The following is a 13,886-nucleotide window of genomic DNA, read 5'->3' as shown; positions in this document are numbered from 1 at the left end:
CCGTCACCGTTGACTGGGTCGTGCTGACCGCCGCCATCGTCGGCCTCGGCATCGCCGTGATGGCCTCCGTCGGCCAAGGCACCACCGCGCTGGGCGACAAGATCTCCAGCGGCCTGTCGAGCCAGTCGCTCGCGACCTACTAAGTCGGCCTGAAGGCCAACAAAAAGGACCGCCTCGGAAACGGGGCGGTCCTTCTGCGTTGTCGCGACGGTGCTTGAAGGCGCGGGGCCAAACATCTCGACACCCTAATACCGCATCAGGTCCCCCTTCTTGACACAATCGCGGCCGATAAAATTCCCGTTTAGGTTGCTGCATCCTGCGGCGGCTGGTTTCGGAGTAGACGTCATGTTGAATTTCATGCGGCAATTCCGTCGCGTTCAGGACGGCGCCGTCACCGTCGATTGGGTGGTCCTTACCGCCGCGATCGTCGGGCTCGGCGTGGCGGTCATTACGACCGTGGGCCAGGGCGCTACGAACAAATCGACGGGCCTTGGAGCTGCGCTGAGTTCGCACTCCATTGCGACGTACTGACATCCCCTGGACGGGAACGACGCCGGCCGGATTTGTCGGTGATCGTTTCCATCCAGTGGAAAAACCGCCTTCAAGACATTCATCAGTCGCGTTTACGCCGCAATTCCCACGCATGCTGATCGCCACGAATGAATCAATCCGGGGGTTTCATCCCCGGCCCAAGACGTGAAAGGAACCGCAGATGCGCGCTGTGTTTGCCCTCGTGCTGGTGGCCGGACTGGGCCTTGCCGGCTTTGCCGTCTACATGGCTCAAGGTTACTTCCAGCAACAACGGCTGGAGCTTCAGGCCCAGCGGGCTGAAATGGCCAAGATCGTGCCGACGGTCGAGGTGCTGGCCGTCAAACATGCCATGCCCTATGGCGCACCGATCACCCCCGACGACGTCGAAGTCATCCGGTATGCCGAACCCTTCCTGCCTGACGGCGTCTTCCGCACCCAGGAAGAGCTGTTTCCCAAGGGCCCGGACGTGACCCGCGTGGTTCTGCGCCCGATGGAAGCCAAAGAACCGATCCTTGCCGTGAAAGTGACCGAACCCGGCGCCGATGCCGGTATCACCGGCCGCCTGAGCCGCGGCATGCGCGCCTTTGCCATCCGCGTGGACGCGGCAAGCGGCGTATCGGGCTTTGTCCGGCCGGGTGACAAGGTTGATGTTTACTGGTCGGGCTCCGCCGGTCGCAGCGACCTTGGCGGCTCGGGCGTGACCAAGCTGATCGAAAGCGGCGTGCAGGTTGTCGCCGTGGACCAGACCTCTGATGTGTCGAACTCGACCGCCAGTGTCGCCCGGACCGTCACCGTCGAGGTGTCTCCGCAACAGGTGGCCTCCCTGGCGCAGGCACAGGCCACCGGCACCCTTGCGCTGTCGCTGGTCGGGAATGCCGATGATACGGTCGCGCAGGCCGTCGAAGTGGATCAGGCCAAGCTGCTGGGCCTGCAGGCGCCGCAAGCCGTCACGGCAGCACCCGCCGAAAAGGTCTGCACCATCCGCACCCGCAAGGGCAGCGACGTGGTGGAACTGCCGATCCCCTGCCCCACAAATTGAACGGACGTGACCGGGCCGGTGTCGGCCCGCCGGACAGATCCCAAGGGCCCGCCCACGTGGCGGGCCTTTGCATGCCGAATAACAACAGTTGCCAGAATCCAACATAAACCGTGCCGAACAAGACATTGATTCTTGAAAAAATTCCCGATTCACTGCATTGTGGTTGGAACGACGGGCGAAAATGCCCGCGATTGGGCGTGATCCGAGAGGCAGGTCACATGAAATTTGTTAATGTTCTGAAGGCCGCAACGTTCGGGTTTGCGCTGGCCATAGCTCCGGTTGCCATGCCAGCGTTCGCAGAGACGCTGCACGTCATGAACGGTGCGACGTCTAGCAATCTCAACGTCGCGATGAACCGCGCAGTCGTTGTCGAAAGCGATGTGCCTTTCACCGAGCTATCGGTCGCCAACCCCGGTATCGCCGACATCTCGTCGCTATCCGACAAGACGATCTACGTGCTGGGCAAGGCGCCGGGGCGCACCACGCTGACACTGCTCGGCGCCGACGGCAGCCTGATCACCAACGTCGAGGTCCATGTCGAGCCCGACATCGCCGAGTTCAAGGAACGCCTCCAGCAGATCCTGCCCGGCGAGCATATCGAAGTGCGCACCGCCAACGACGGCATCGTGCTGTCCGGCACTGTCAGCTCCTCCGCGCGCCTGGACCGGGCGATGGAACTGGCGCAGCGCTATGCCCCTGACAAGGTTTCCAACCTTCTCAGCGTCGGCGGCACGCAACAAGTGATGCTGAAGGTCCGTTTCGCGGAAATGCAGCGCTCAGTCAGCAAATCATTGTCGTCGTCACTGGCAATCAACGGCACCTCGCTGGGCGGTGGCAGCAACACCGTCGACATCTCCGGCGGCAGCAATACCCTCAATGCCTCGGCCGCGATCACCAACGCGCTGTCCGGGTCAGTACCATCGTCGAACACGAATAACGGCGCCTTCCTGTTTGGCTTCAACGCCGGCGGACTGGAGCTGGGGATCCTGCTGGAAGCCTTGGAATCGCGCGGCGTTGTGCGCACGTTGGCCGAACCCAACCTGACCGCGCTGTCGGGACAAGAGGCCAAGTTCCTGGCAGGTGGCGAATATCCCGTCCCGGTCAGCCAGACCAACGGCAGCATCGCGATCCAGTACAAACCCTTCGGGATCGAACTGAACTTTACGCCGCGTGTCGTCGACGGTGACATCATCAACCTCGAACTGAACGCGTCGGTGTCGTCGATCGACCCCACCAACGGGTTCACCGCCAACGGCTTTACGGTTGATGCCTTCCGCAAGCGGCAAACCTCGACCACGGTCGAGATGCGCGACGGTCAAAGCTTTGCGATTGCAGGACTTTTGTCGGATGATTTCACCGACCTGTCGGGTCAGGTGCCATGGCTGGGCGACATTCCGGTGCTCGGCGCGCTGTTCCGCAGCGCCGAGTACGCGCGCAAGCAGACCGAGCTTGTCATCATTGTCACGCCGCATCTTGTCACCCCGACCCGGGGCGAAGCGCTGGCCCTGCCAACCGACCGCGTGACCCCGCCAAGCGAGAAGGACCTGTTCCTTTTTGGCAAGGTCACCGGGTCTGGCAACGCTCCGACCGGCGCCGCCGGCGAGGTCGCCCGGCAGGATTTCAGCGGCTCTTACGGTTATGTTCTGCAATAAGGCGCGCCCCGACATGACATCGATGAAGCTCACCCTCGCCCTGTCGGTCCTTACGCTGGCCACTGGCTGCAGCCAGATGGACACGCTCTTTCCCGCCTTCAATCGCGAGGCCGGCTCGATGGTGAATACCGGCGACTTCGGCAATTCCACGCAGAACAACACCCTCGTGCAGTCCGGCGACCAGGGCTATACCGTCATGCTGGCCCGACGCTTTGCGGCCGAGGTGCCTAACACGGTCAATTTCGCCTTCAACTCGTCCCTTCTGGACGGGCAGGCGCAGGCCACGCTGAGGCGGCAGGCCGACTGGATCAAGCAATTCCCCGAGGTCCGCTTCAAGGTCTTCGGATACGCCGACGCGGTCGGCACCAATGCCTATAACTATCGCCTTGGCCTGCGCCGGGCCAACACGGTGGTCGGCTTCCTCGTGTCCGAGGGGATCAGCCGCTCGCGCCTGCAGGCGGTCGTCTCTTACGGCGAGACGCGCCCGATCATCGATACCCCGAACCAGGAACGCGCAAACCGCCGCGCCGTCACCGAGGTTTCGGGTTTCGTGCAAAGCAACGGGCTGGTGCTCAACGGGAAGTACGCCGAGATCGTTTTCCGCGATTATGTCACTTCCGCGACCCAGCAGCAGGGCACGACACCGACCAGCACCGGGCAAATCACCCAGTAGGGCAGGGTTTGCGAACGGTCGGACAGATCTGGCAAGATCGTTGAACTCATCGCATTAATTCAAACTTTCGGCCCAATTGTGGTCATGATTTCACGTGATCTTCAGCTTTGTGGGATTGCGTCGGTCGAACCATGTGACCGGGGTGATGACGGGGGCAGCCGATCTGCCTGACTGAATTGCCGCGGCCCGGTGGGCCACGCGATTTCCCCGCTGAAAGGACGTGAGGAATGACTGCTAACGCCGTGTTGAAAGCCGAGCCCCAGCCGATCGTGGCCTGCACTGTCAGCCGTGACGTGCAGATCTTCGACCTGCTGATCGAGGATATGGAATCCGCTGTCGGCGACAGGTGGGGCGATCTCGGCTTTGCCGATGCGATTGCCTTCATGGATCAGCCAGAAGCGGCCACACTGGAATTCGTCGCCATCGCCATAGACCAGCAGGACATCGCCGAGATATCGCTGATCATCGACGTGATCTCGGCCGCAAAGGCCCGCAAGGTCAAGGTGATCCTGATCACCGAGGATGTCGGCCCCGCCGACCTGCACCAGCTGTTGCGCGTCGGCGGAGACGAGTTTCTGCCCTACCCGCTGCCAGAGGGCGAACTGGCCGAGGCGATCACGCGCATCACCACCGCCGAAGAGGTGGCCCCGCCGCCGCCAGAGACGCAAAACACCCTCAAGGCCGGCAATGATCGTGACGGCGTGGTTATCGCGGTTCAGGGCATGGCAGGCGGCACCGGCGCCACGACGCTGGCCGTCAACCTCGCCTGGGAACTGGCAAAGCTTGACCCCAAGGACCCGCCCCGCGTCTGCATCCTCGATCTTGACCTGCAGTTCGGCACCGTGGCGACCTATCTCGACCTGTCACGGCGCGAAGCGGTGCTGGAACTGCTGTCCGATACCGAGGCGATGGACGGTGATGCTTTCATGCAAGCCCTGCAGACCCATGCCGGCAAGCTGCATGTCCTGACATCGCCCAGCGATCTTGTGCCGCTCGACATCGTCAACAGCGGCGACATCAACCGCGTGATCGAGATGGCGCGCGGCAATTTCGATTATGTCGTCATCGACATGCCCACCACAGTGGCAGAGTGGAGCCAGGCCGTGCTGGAGGCCGCGCACGTCTATTTCGCCACGCTCGAGCTGGAGATGCGCAGCGCGCAGAACACGCTACGGCTCAAACGCGCGTTGCAATCCGAGGATCTGCCCTTTGGCAAGATCCGTTTCGTACTGAACCGCGCGCCCAGCTTTACCGACCTGACCGGCAAGACCCGCGTCAAACGGATGGCGGAGTCGCTGGGCATCTCGATTGACCTGCAACTGCCCGACGGCGGCAAGCCGGTGGCGCAGAATGCTGATCACGGCGTACCGCTGGCCGAAAGTGCACCCAAGAACGCGCTTCGCAAGGAAATCGCGAAACTTGCGAAGTCGGTTCACGAGGTGAACGAGGCCGACGCGGTCGCGGCCAAGTAAGGAGCGAAAGCGATGTTTGCGAAATACAAGAAGAGCCAGTCGAAGCCGGCAAATGGTCAGGCCCCTGCCCGGCCGGCCACAGCATCGCTTGCCCCGTCGACGGCCGCGCATCCCACGCCGGCCGCGCCGCCCAAATCGCTGATGCGCCCGGCAGCGGCCAAACCTGCCGAGCCGGTATCTCAGGACAAGGAACGCAAGCGCAAGGAGCGCCTGTCAGAGATCAAGCTTGAGGTCCACAAGGCCCTTCTCGACAATCTCAACCTCGCTGCGCTGGAAAAGGCCACCGAATCGGACCTGCGGACCGAAATCGCGGCCATCGCGGGCGAGACGCTTGAAGAGATGGGCGTCGTTCTCAATCGGGAAGAGCGTCAGACCCTCAATCAGGACCTCTACGACGAGGTGACGGGCCTTGGCCCGCTCGAGGCGCTGCTGAAGGACGAGAGCGTCAACGACATCCTGGTCAACGGCCCGCGGCAGATCTTCGTGGAACGCGGCGGCAAGCTTGAGATGACCGACATCACCTTCAAGGACGAACGCCACCTTCTGCGGATCATCGACAAGATCGTCTCGGCGGTGGGCCGGCGCGTGGACGAATCGAACCCTTACGTCGACGCCCGCCTTGCCGACGGCTCGCGCTTCAACGCGATGGTGGGGCCGATCGCCGTGGATGGCAGCCTTGTCTCGATCCGCAAGTTCAAGAAGGACAAGCTCAAGATCGAGGATCTGATCCGCTATGGTGCCTTCACCGAGGAAATGGCCGCCTACCTGCAGGCGGCGGTTGCGACCCGGCTGAACATCATCGTGTCGGGCGGGACGGGTTCGGGTAAAACGACAACGCTCAACGCCCTATCCTCGTTCATCGACAACTCTGAACGCATCCTGACCATCGAGGACACCGCGGAACTTCAACTGCAGCAGACCCATGTCGGCCGGATGGAAAGCCGACCGGCAAACGTCGAAGGCAAGGGCGCCGTCAGCCAGCGCGACTGTCTGCGCAACGCGCTGCGTATGCGTCCGGACCGCATCATCGTGGGTGAGACCCGTGGTGAGGAAGTGATCGACATGTTGCAGGCGATGAACACCGGCCACGACGGCTCGATGACCACGATCCACGCCAACTCTGCACGCGACGGCGTCAGCCGCCTTGAAAACATGGTGTCGATGGCCGGTATCGAAATGCCGGTCAAGGCGATCCGAAGCCAGATTGCGGCGGCCGTGAACCTGATCGTTCAGGCCAGTCGTCTGCAGGACGGCAGCCGCCGCATGGTCTCGATCACCGAGATCACCGGGATGGAAGGCGAAGTCATCTCGATGCAGGAGGTGTTCCGCTTCCAACGCGTCGGCCTGACCCCCGACAACAAGATCCTCGGCCATTTTACCGCGACCGGGGTGCGCTCGCACTTCTCCGAACGTTTCAAGCTGTGGGGCTACGATCTGCCCCCGGCCATTTTCGAACCCTTCGCCGCGGAATAGGCCCAGAACATGATCTCTCCAGAACCCATCATCTACGGCCTGATCTTCGTGTCAGTCCTCGTCCTGGTCGAGGGCATCTACCTGACCGTCTTCGGCAAATCGATCACCGCCAACCGAAAGGTCAACCGGCGGCTCGCCCTGCTCGAAAAGGGCGCCGGACGCGAACACGTGCTGGAACAACTCCGCAAGGAGATGAGCCAGCACCTCAACTCGCGCGGCATTCCCATCTATTCATTGTTGGCGGCCAAGGCGCAAAAGGCCAACATCGCCTTCACGCCCAGCCAGCTTCTGATGCTGATGGCCGGGCTTGCCGTGGCGGCCTTCGCGGGGCTAACGATCGGCACCTCGACAAGCCTTCCCATCCGCGCCGTCGTGGCCGTGGGCATGGGGGTGGGTGGTGTCTATCTCTGGATCAACAACAAGGCCAAGAAACGCATCTCGATGATTGAAGAGCAGTTGCCCGACGCGGTGGAACTGATGGTGCGCAGCCTACGTGTGGGCCACCCGTTCTCGGCCGCCGTCGGGATCGTCGCCAAGGAAGTGTCCGACCCGCTGGGAACCGAAATGGGCGTGATCGCGGACGAGGCCGCCTATGGCCGCGACATGGGCGAAAGCCTCAAGGCGATGGCCGAGCGGATGGATATGCAGGACTTGCGCTTTCTTGCGGTCGCCGTGACGATCCAGCAGACCTCGGGCGGCAACCTTGCCGAGATCCTTGACGGTCTGGCAAAGGTGATCCGGGCCCGGTTCAAGCTGTTCCGCCGCGTCAAGGCGATCACCGCCGAGGCGAAATGGTCGGGCATGTTCCTGTCGGGCTTTCCGCTGGCGGCCCTTGTCGGCATCAACGTGTTGCAGCCGAACTATTACGACCAGGTCAAGACGACCTCGCTGTTCATCCCGGCCTGCCTCGTTGTCGCGGGCTTTCTGGCGGTCAACATCTTCGTGATGAAGACGCTAACCAACATCAAGGTCTGAGGCGGGTCTGATCATGCTGACTACGTTCAACGAATTTCTGACCAATGCCCTGGGCCCATTTGGACCGCTTATCGCGGTGGGCGGGCTGGGACTGGTGATGGTACTTCTGACCATCCCGATGTTCCTGCAGCGCCGGCCCGACCCGCTCGACAAGCTCAAGGCCAGCAATGCCAAACCCACTGCAGACAAGACCAAGCCCGAACGACTGCGCCAGCCGCAGGGCAAGGACAAGCTGGAGAAATACGCCAACTTTCTTGAGCCGCAGAATGCTGAAGAATTCTCGTCTGTCCGGCTGAAGCTGATTCAGGCCGGCTACCGGTCGCGCAACGCGGTCCGGCTTTATCACTTCAGCCAGATGGCTTTGGGACTTGGTCTGCTGGTCGCGGGCATCGCCTATACGCTGGTCAAGCAGCATAGCGGCGCCACCGTCGGCACCCAGGGAATGATCCTGCAGATCCTGTTGCCGGGCACCGTGGGCTACATGCTGCCCAAATACTGGGTCACACGCCGTCAGGGCGAACGCCAGCAGCAGATCACCAACGGCTTTCCCGACAGCCTCGACATGATGCTGGTCTGCGTCGAGGCCGGCCAATCGCTTGACCAGTCGATCATCCGCGTGGCGCGCGAGCTGCGCTCGGGCTGCCCGGCGCTTGCCGAAGAATTCGAGATGGTCAGCTACGAGATGAAGGCGGGCAAGGACAAGTCCAACGTGTTGCGCGACATGGCCGAACGCTGCGGCGTGCAGGACGTGACCAGCTTTGTCACCGTGTTGATCCAGAGCCAGCAGTTCGGCACATCAATCGCCGAGGCGCTGCGCGTTTATGCCGGCGAAATGCGCGACAAGCGCGTCATGCGCGCCGAGGAAAAGGCAAATACACTGCCCACCAAGATGACATTGGCCACCATGATGTTGACGGTGCCGCCTCTGCTGATCATCCTGATCGGGCCCTCTGTCTACAACATCGCGGTGACGTTGGGCGGATCGAACCTCTGATCGGGACCAACGCCACATGCCCCTGCCCCCGGCCAAGCAGACCCTGATGGCCGCTCTTGGCGTGCTGGCCAGCCTCCTTCTGGGCGGCTGCGACAACGGCAACCTCAACCGCCCCGACGGTGTCTATGCGCCGGGCGTCGCTGGCCAGTCTGACATCGACGGCCTGCTGGTCGGTCATCGTCTGATGGCGGCCGGAGAATACGAACTGGCGCTGAAGGCCTATATGCGCGCGGCAGCGCAGCAAGGACTGAATGTCGATACGCTTTCGGCGCTGGGTTCCGCCGATCTGAAACTTGGCCGCCTCAACGAGGCCGAGCAGCTGTTGCGCCGCGCGGTGGCGATGGACGGCACCTTTCCGCCTGCGTGGAACAACCTTGGCGTGGTGCTGATGGACAAGGGCAACATTCCCGAAGCCGCCGAGATGTTCCGTCGCGCCTATGCCACGGACAACGGCGATTCCGACCAGATTCGCGACAACCTGCGCTTGGCGCTCGCAAAGCTGGACAATCGCGATTATGCTCCTGCCCAAGAGAACGGACAGTTCCAATTGGTGCGCCGGGGGCCGGGTAGCTACGTGATCCTCGACGCGCCTTGATGGCAAGAGCAGCAAGAGGACGCAGGCAATGCGCCAGCAGGTTTTCATCACCATCGCGCTGATCGGCGTGACGGCCCTCGCGGGCTGCGCCAAGAATGGCGCGACAGAAGTTCAGCAGGCCATGCAGGACGTCAACGTCATTGACGCCAGCAGCCTCAACGACGTGATGCTGACCGTCGCCGACCCCAACGAGGCGGTCACCTACTTCAGCCGCGCCAGTGCCAACAGCCCCGACCGGATCGACCTCAAGCGCGGATTGGCGCTGTCGCTTGGCCGGGCCAACAAGGCAGCAGAGGCCGTGGCGGCATGGCAGGCGGTGATCGGGATGCCCGGCGCCACAGAGGATGACAAGGTCAACATGGCCGAGGCGCAGATCCGCGCGGGCCAGTGGACGGAAGCGAAGGCCACGCTCGACAGCGTGCCGCCCACGCACGAAACCTTCCAGCGTTACAAGCTTGAGGCGATGATCGCCGATGCCAACAAGCAATGGACAAAGGCCGACAGTTTCTACGAAACCGCCGTGGGCATGACAACGCAGCCGGCGGGCGTGCTTAACAACTGGGGTTATTCAAAGCTGACCCGCGGTGATTTCGCCGGTGCCGAGAAGCTGTTCAGCGATGCGATCCGGCAGGATCCCACCCTCTTCACCGCCAAGAACAACCTCGTCCTCGCCCGTGGGGCCCAGCACAATTATACGCTGCCGGTTTTCCCGATGACCCAGAGCGAGCGGTCGCAGCTTCTCTACACGATGGCGCTGACAGCCATCAAACAGAACGACGTGACGATCGGCAGGGGCCTGTTGCAGGACGCCATCGACACCAATCCGCAATATTTCGAGGCTGCGGTCCGTTCGCTGCAGGCCCTCGACGCGAACGTGACACATTAGACCAATGCAGATGACCGCCGCCAAGGCCATGTGGCTTCTGCCCTTCGTCGCACCGATCTGCCTTTGGGTCGCGTGGAGCGATCTGAGCAAGATGAAGATCCCCAACCGGGCCGTGCTGGCCCTTGTCGCGGTTTTCGCCATCGTGGGCCTGTGGGTCTTTCCGCTGCCCGTCTACCTTTGGCGCTGGTCGCATCTGGCCGTACTGCTGGTCTTGGGCATGCTGGCGAACGCGGCCGGGATGATGGGCGCGGGCGATGCAAAGTTCATTGCCGCCGCGGCCCCGTTTGTCGCGATCGAGGATGGCGGGCCGATGATGATGCTTCTGGCCGCGACGATCGTCGTCGCACTGGCCCTGCACAGCATCGTGCGCTTCACGGCGCTGCGCCAACTTGCCCCGAATTGGGCCAGTTGGACTGCCGGACGCCGGTTTCCGCTAGGCTTTCCACTGGCGCTGGCGCTGGTGGTCTACCTCAGTGTCCCACTTCTGGGCTAAGCCGGTTCAGCCCCGCGCATAGAGGATATAAAGCGGCGTCCGCCGGACCTCGGTCAGCGTTTCGCCCGATGCCTTGACCGCATCAAGGATCTTGGCCTGAACGTCCTGCTCGATCGGGCAGACCGGCACCAGCAGATAGTCGGCCCCATCAAAGCCCGGCAGCCCGCCGTAATACCACGGCGCGGCATGCGCCAGCGGACGGAAATCCCCGAACAGCCAGAACGGCGACAGCAGGTCAGCCGCAAAGATGCGCGCCCCGCCGTAGCCTGCGCCGGCAAGATCCTGCGCGATCGCCCGGAAGAACAGCGGCAAGCCCAGTTCTACACTGCAGATCGGAAACGTCTGACCCGCGAAGCTGGGCGCGGGATCGCGTTCGGCAGCGGCGCGATAGGCCTCAAGCCCCGAGCCCGGCCCGTCCAGCGCCACCCGCGCATCCACCCGGTTGGCCCGGATCGCCAGCGTCTGAAGGTCCGTGTTGCGGCCGCCGTCAGGCAGAAGCGGCGCGTATTTGGAGGTATCGACAGCAAGGTGGCGGAAGGGGCTGTAGGCAAGGTTGAAAAAGGACGGCGCCCCCAGCGCAAGTGCCATCGCCGCGGCCAGTGTCAGCGGCCCCCCGCCATGCGTCACCTCCTGCATAGGACGCAACGCCAGAACGATCACCGCAAGAAGCGGCAACCACTGGGGATCGTTCCCAAAATTCTGGTAGGTGACGTAGAAGAAGCCGGGCAAGAGGGTCAGCAGTACCAGACCTCCCGTGGCCGCACCCGCGCGCCGCAGCAGGATGACCGAGGCAACCGCCACCAGCGACCCGCCGATATAGGCCGGTGCGCCAAGAATCGCACCAAATGGCTCGCCCGGCTGCGGGCGAATGTCAGAGCGGGCAACCGTGAGCAGGTCGCCGATATAGGCCGTCCAGTAGTCAATCCCCAGCCACACGGTCAGCGCGGCCATCGCGGCCAGCCCGGTCAGAAGCGCGATCAGCAGCGTGCGCCGCTGCCCGGTCAGAACCAGCCCCAGCACCACCGGTATGACAAAGGCGGCAAAATAGGTGACCTTGATCAGCAACAGCGCCAGCATTGCCGCGCCCACGATCAGCCCGTCGACGGTGCCTTGCGCCTGCGGTTCAGAGCCCGCGCGCCGGGGGACGTCCGGCGGCAGGATCGCAGCCAGCACGGCAATGTATGCGGCAGCCCATGCCCATCGGTTGTAGTGCATCGAGATAGAGACGCTGCGCTGCGCCTCGCCATGCACCAGCGCGAGGATCAAGACCATCACCACAATGCTGAAAAGGACGGCAGCCAAAGGGGTTAGCCGGCGCTGCGCGATCCACCAAAGGGGTGGCGCCAAAACAACGGCGACCAGCACCTGCGCCCAGATGATCGCATGCCCGATGCCCATGCCTGCCTTGACCAGCAACACCACCGGCGCAAAGGCCAAGGCGCCGATGGGCGTCATGAAATCACGATGCGCGACCTCGCCCTGCGCCATCCGCATCACGATATCAATGAACTGGTAGGCGTCGCCCTCGTGCTTGCCCATGTAGAAGCCGCCCTTCAGGACGTCGGCTCCGGCCAGCAGCAACAGGGCGCCAAGGATCACACCCGCCAGCACAATAGGGTTGGATTTCTGCATTGCCCGCCTCTGGTACGTATTTATCCATTTTTGCGCCACAATAAGTCCGCACCTCTTGCATTGCAAAAACCGATCTCCGCGGCGGCCAGAATGGGCGGTCAACGCGGCGCATCGGACACAAGGGTCCTCGTGTCGAGACAGGTGAACGTCGATGAACATGCTCAATACCCCAGCGCTGATCCCGCTGCCGCCGCGCTCGATCGAAACCGCGGGCCTTTCGCCGGTGATGATGCGCGACATCCTGATCAAGACGATGTTCCGCCAGCACGTGCAGACCGTCAGCGCCATCGCCCAAGCCATCTGCATGACCAGCGCCATCACCCAGCAACTCGTCGACATGGCGCGTGGCCAGCGCCTGCTGGAGGCCACCGGTTCGATGAGCCCGACCGCGGGCAACGAGATGGGCTATCAGCTGACCGAGATGGGCAAGGCGCGTGCGCTAGAGGCGCTAAAGCAATCTGAATATTATGGCGCGATGCCCGTGCCGCTTGCCGAATATGCCGAGCAGGTCAAGCGCCAGTCGATCCGCAACACCCAGATCACCCGCGAGCAGCTGACCGCCGCGATGGGTGACCTGATCCTGCCCGAAGGTCTGCTGGGGCGGCTTGGTCCGGCTGTCAGCGCCGGCCGCTCGATCCTGATGTATGGCCCGCCGGGCAACGGCAAATCCTCGATCTCGAACGGTATCCGCGCCGCGCTGAACGACACCATCCATGTGCCGCGCGCGCTGGAATATGCGGGGCAGGTCATCACCGTTTATGACCCGATCATGCATACCTCGATCGAGGAAGATCCCGAAGACAACAACGCCCTGCGCCGCAGCGCGGGCCGGCATGATCCCCGCTACGTGCGCTGCCTGCGACCGACCGTGGTGACTGGGGGCGAGCTGTCGCTGGCGATGCTGGATCTGGTCTTCAACCCCGTCGCACGCACCTACCAGGCGCCACTGCAGCTGAAGGCCACCGGCGGCATCTTCATCATCGACGACCTTGGCCGGCAGGAAGAACCGCCGCAGAAGATCGTCAACCGGTGGATCGTGCCGCTGGAAGAGGGGCGCGACATTCTCGCCCTGCAATCGGGCGAAAAGTTCGAAGTGCCCTTCGATACGCTCGTCGTCTTCTCCACCAACTTCCACCCCAACGAGATTTTCGACCAGGCCGCGCTGCGCCGGATCTTCTACAAGATCAAGATCGATGGCCCGAACCAGGAAAACTATCTCAAGATCTTTGCGATGGTCGCCCGCAAGCGGGGGATTGAGCTGGATCAGGCTTCGCTGGTGCACCTGCTGAAGGTGAAATACCCCACGATCAACAACATCTATGCCAACTACCAGCCGATCTTCCTGATCGACCAGATGATCGCGATCTGCGATTTCGAGGGCTGGCCGCGCCGGATGACGCCCGAACTTGTCGATCTCGCCTGGGCCAACATGTTCGTGCGCGACGAGGTGATCGTCCGCTGAGGCCGGCCT

The 13,886-nt window shown here is 62.8% G+C and carries 13 protein-coding genes; 12 read left to right on the top strand and 1 reads right to left on the bottom strand.

Annotated features, from left to right (window positions below; all coding sequences use genetic code 11):
* Positions 1-345 precede the first annotated feature (345 nt).
* From GC146_RS01560 to GC146_RS01510, 11 genes are all read left to right on the top strand, one after another.
* Positions 346-531, top strand: a complete 186-nt coding sequence (locus tag GC146_RS01560) for a hypothetical protein (RefSeq protein WP_291833425.1) — start codon at positions 346-348, stop codon at positions 529-531.
* Positions 532-712: 181 nt separating this feature from the next.
* Positions 713-1,570: a Flp pilus assembly protein CpaB gene (cpaB, locus tag GC146_RS01555; RefSeq protein ID WP_291833390.1), complete on the top strand. Its 858-nt coding sequence runs from the start codon at positions 713-715 to the stop codon at positions 1,568-1,570.
* 218 nt (positions 1,571-1,788) lie between these two features.
* A complete protein-coding gene (locus GC146_RS01550; protein ID WP_291833388.1) occupies positions 1,789-3,222 on the top strand; it encodes a type II and III secretion system protein family protein in 1,434 nt (477 codons plus the stop codon).
* A gap of 22 nt (positions 3,223-3,244) precedes the next feature.
* Positions 3,245-3,895, top strand: coding sequence for an OmpA family protein (locus GC146_RS01545; RefSeq protein ID WP_291833422.1), 651 nt, complete (start codon positions 3,245-3,247; stop codon positions 3,893-3,895).
* A 227-nt stretch (positions 3,896-4,122) separates the two neighbouring features.
* The gene (locus GC146_RS01540; protein WP_291833385.1) at positions 4,123-5,367 is read left to right on the top strand and encodes an AAA family ATPase; all 1,245 of its coding nucleotides are present in this window, start codon (positions 4,123-4,125) and stop codon (positions 5,365-5,367) included.
* Between the two features lie 12 nt (positions 5,368-5,379).
* Complete coding sequence (locus GC146_RS01535; RefSeq protein ID WP_291833382.1) at positions 5,380-6,840, top strand: CpaF family protein; 1,461 nt, start codon at positions 5,380-5,382, stop codon at positions 6,838-6,840.
* 9 nt (positions 6,841-6,849) lie between these two features.
* Positions 6,850-7,815: a type II secretion system F family protein gene (locus GC146_RS01530; RefSeq protein ID WP_291833379.1), complete on the top strand. Its 966-nt coding sequence runs from the start codon at positions 6,850-6,852 to the stop codon at positions 7,813-7,815.
* A 13-nt stretch (positions 7,816-7,828) separates the two neighbouring features.
* Entirely contained in the window at positions 7,829-8,809 is a 981-nt protein-coding gene (locus GC146_RS01525) for a type II secretion system F family protein (protein ID WP_291833377.1), read from the top strand.
* Between the two features lie 16 nt (positions 8,810-8,825).
* A complete protein-coding gene (locus tag GC146_RS01520; RefSeq protein WP_291833374.1) occupies positions 8,826-9,404 on the top strand; it encodes a tetratricopeptide repeat protein in 579 nt (192 codons plus the stop codon).
* A gap of 28 nt (positions 9,405-9,432) precedes the next feature.
* Entirely contained in the window at positions 9,433-10,290 is an 858-nt protein-coding gene (locus GC146_RS01515; protein ID WP_291833371.1) for a tetratricopeptide repeat protein, read from the top strand.
* Positions 10,291-10,294: 4 nt separating this feature from the next.
* Positions 10,295-10,783, top strand: a complete 489-nt coding sequence (locus tag GC146_RS01510) for a prepilin peptidase (protein WP_291833367.1) — start codon at positions 10,295-10,297, stop codon at positions 10,781-10,783.
* 6 nt (positions 10,784-10,789) lie between these two features.
* Here GC146_RS01510 and GC146_RS01505 read toward each other — a convergent pair whose 3' ends face one another.
* Positions 10,790-12,415 (bottom strand): hypothetical protein, encoded by a 1,626-nt coding sequence (locus GC146_RS01505; RefSeq protein ID WP_291833364.1) that lies wholly within the window; start codon positions 12,413-12,415, stop codon positions 10,790-10,792.
* A 151-nt stretch (positions 12,416-12,566) separates the two neighbouring features.
* Here GC146_RS01505 and GC146_RS01500 point away from each other — a divergent pair, with 151 nt between their 5' ends.
* Positions 12,567-13,877 carry an ATPase gene (locus tag GC146_RS01500; RefSeq protein ID WP_291833361.1) on the top strand — a complete coding sequence of 437 codons (1,311 nt, stop codon included), beginning with the start codon at positions 12,567-12,569 and terminating at the stop codon, positions 13,875-13,877.
* Positions 13,878-13,886: the final 9 nt, after the last annotated feature.

The sequence above is a fragment of the Limimaricola sp. genome (assembly GCF_016125575.1).
In the GTDB taxonomy this organism is placed as follows: domain Bacteria; phylum Pseudomonadota; class Alphaproteobacteria; order Rhodobacterales; family Rhodobacteraceae; genus WGLM01.
This window is presented reverse-complemented; position numbering and strand designations above follow the sequence as displayed.

Coding starts and splice junctions, on each gene's coding strand:
- GC146_RS01560 (WP_291833425.1), top strand. CDS start 346: ATGTTGAATTTCATGCGGCAATTCCGTCGCGTTCAGGACGGCGCCGTC.
- cpaB (WP_291833390.1), top strand. CDS start 713: ATGCGCGCTGTGTTTGCCCTCGTGCTGGTGGCCGGACTGGGCCTTGCC.
- GC146_RS01550 (WP_291833388.1), top strand. CDS start 1,789: ATGAAATTTGTTAATGTTCTGAAGGCCGCAACGTTCGGGTTTGCGCTG.
- GC146_RS01545 (WP_291833422.1), top strand. CDS start 3,245: ATGAAGCTCACCCTCGCCCTGTCGGTCCTTACGCTGGCCACTGGCTGC.
- GC146_RS01540 (WP_291833385.1), top strand. CDS start 4,123: ATGACTGCTAACGCCGTGTTGAAAGCCGAGCCCCAGCCGATCGTGGCC.
- GC146_RS01535 (WP_291833382.1), top strand. CDS start 5,380: ATGTTTGCGAAATACAAGAAGAGCCAGTCGAAGCCGGCAAATGGTCAG.
- GC146_RS01530 (WP_291833379.1), top strand. CDS start 6,850: ATGATCTCTCCAGAACCCATCATCTACGGCCTGATCTTCGTGTCAGTC.
- GC146_RS01525 (WP_291833377.1), top strand. CDS start 7,829: ATGCTGACTACGTTCAACGAATTTCTGACCAATGCCCTGGGCCCATTT.
- GC146_RS01520 (WP_291833374.1), top strand. CDS start 8,826: ATGCCCCTGCCCCCGGCCAAGCAGACCCTGATGGCCGCTCTTGGCGTG.
- GC146_RS01515 (WP_291833371.1), top strand. CDS start 9,433: ATGCGCCAGCAGGTTTTCATCACCATCGCGCTGATCGGCGTGACGGCC.
- GC146_RS01510 (WP_291833367.1), top strand. CDS start 10,295: ATGCAGATGACCGCCGCCAAGGCCATGTGGCTTCTGCCCTTCGTCGCA.
- GC146_RS01505 (WP_291833364.1), bottom strand. CDS start 12,415: ATGCAGAAATCCAACCCTATTGTGCTGGCGGGTGTGATCCTTGGCGCC.
- GC146_RS01500 (WP_291833361.1), top strand. CDS start 12,567: ATGAACATGCTCAATACCCCAGCGCTGATCCCGCTGCCGCCGCGCTCG.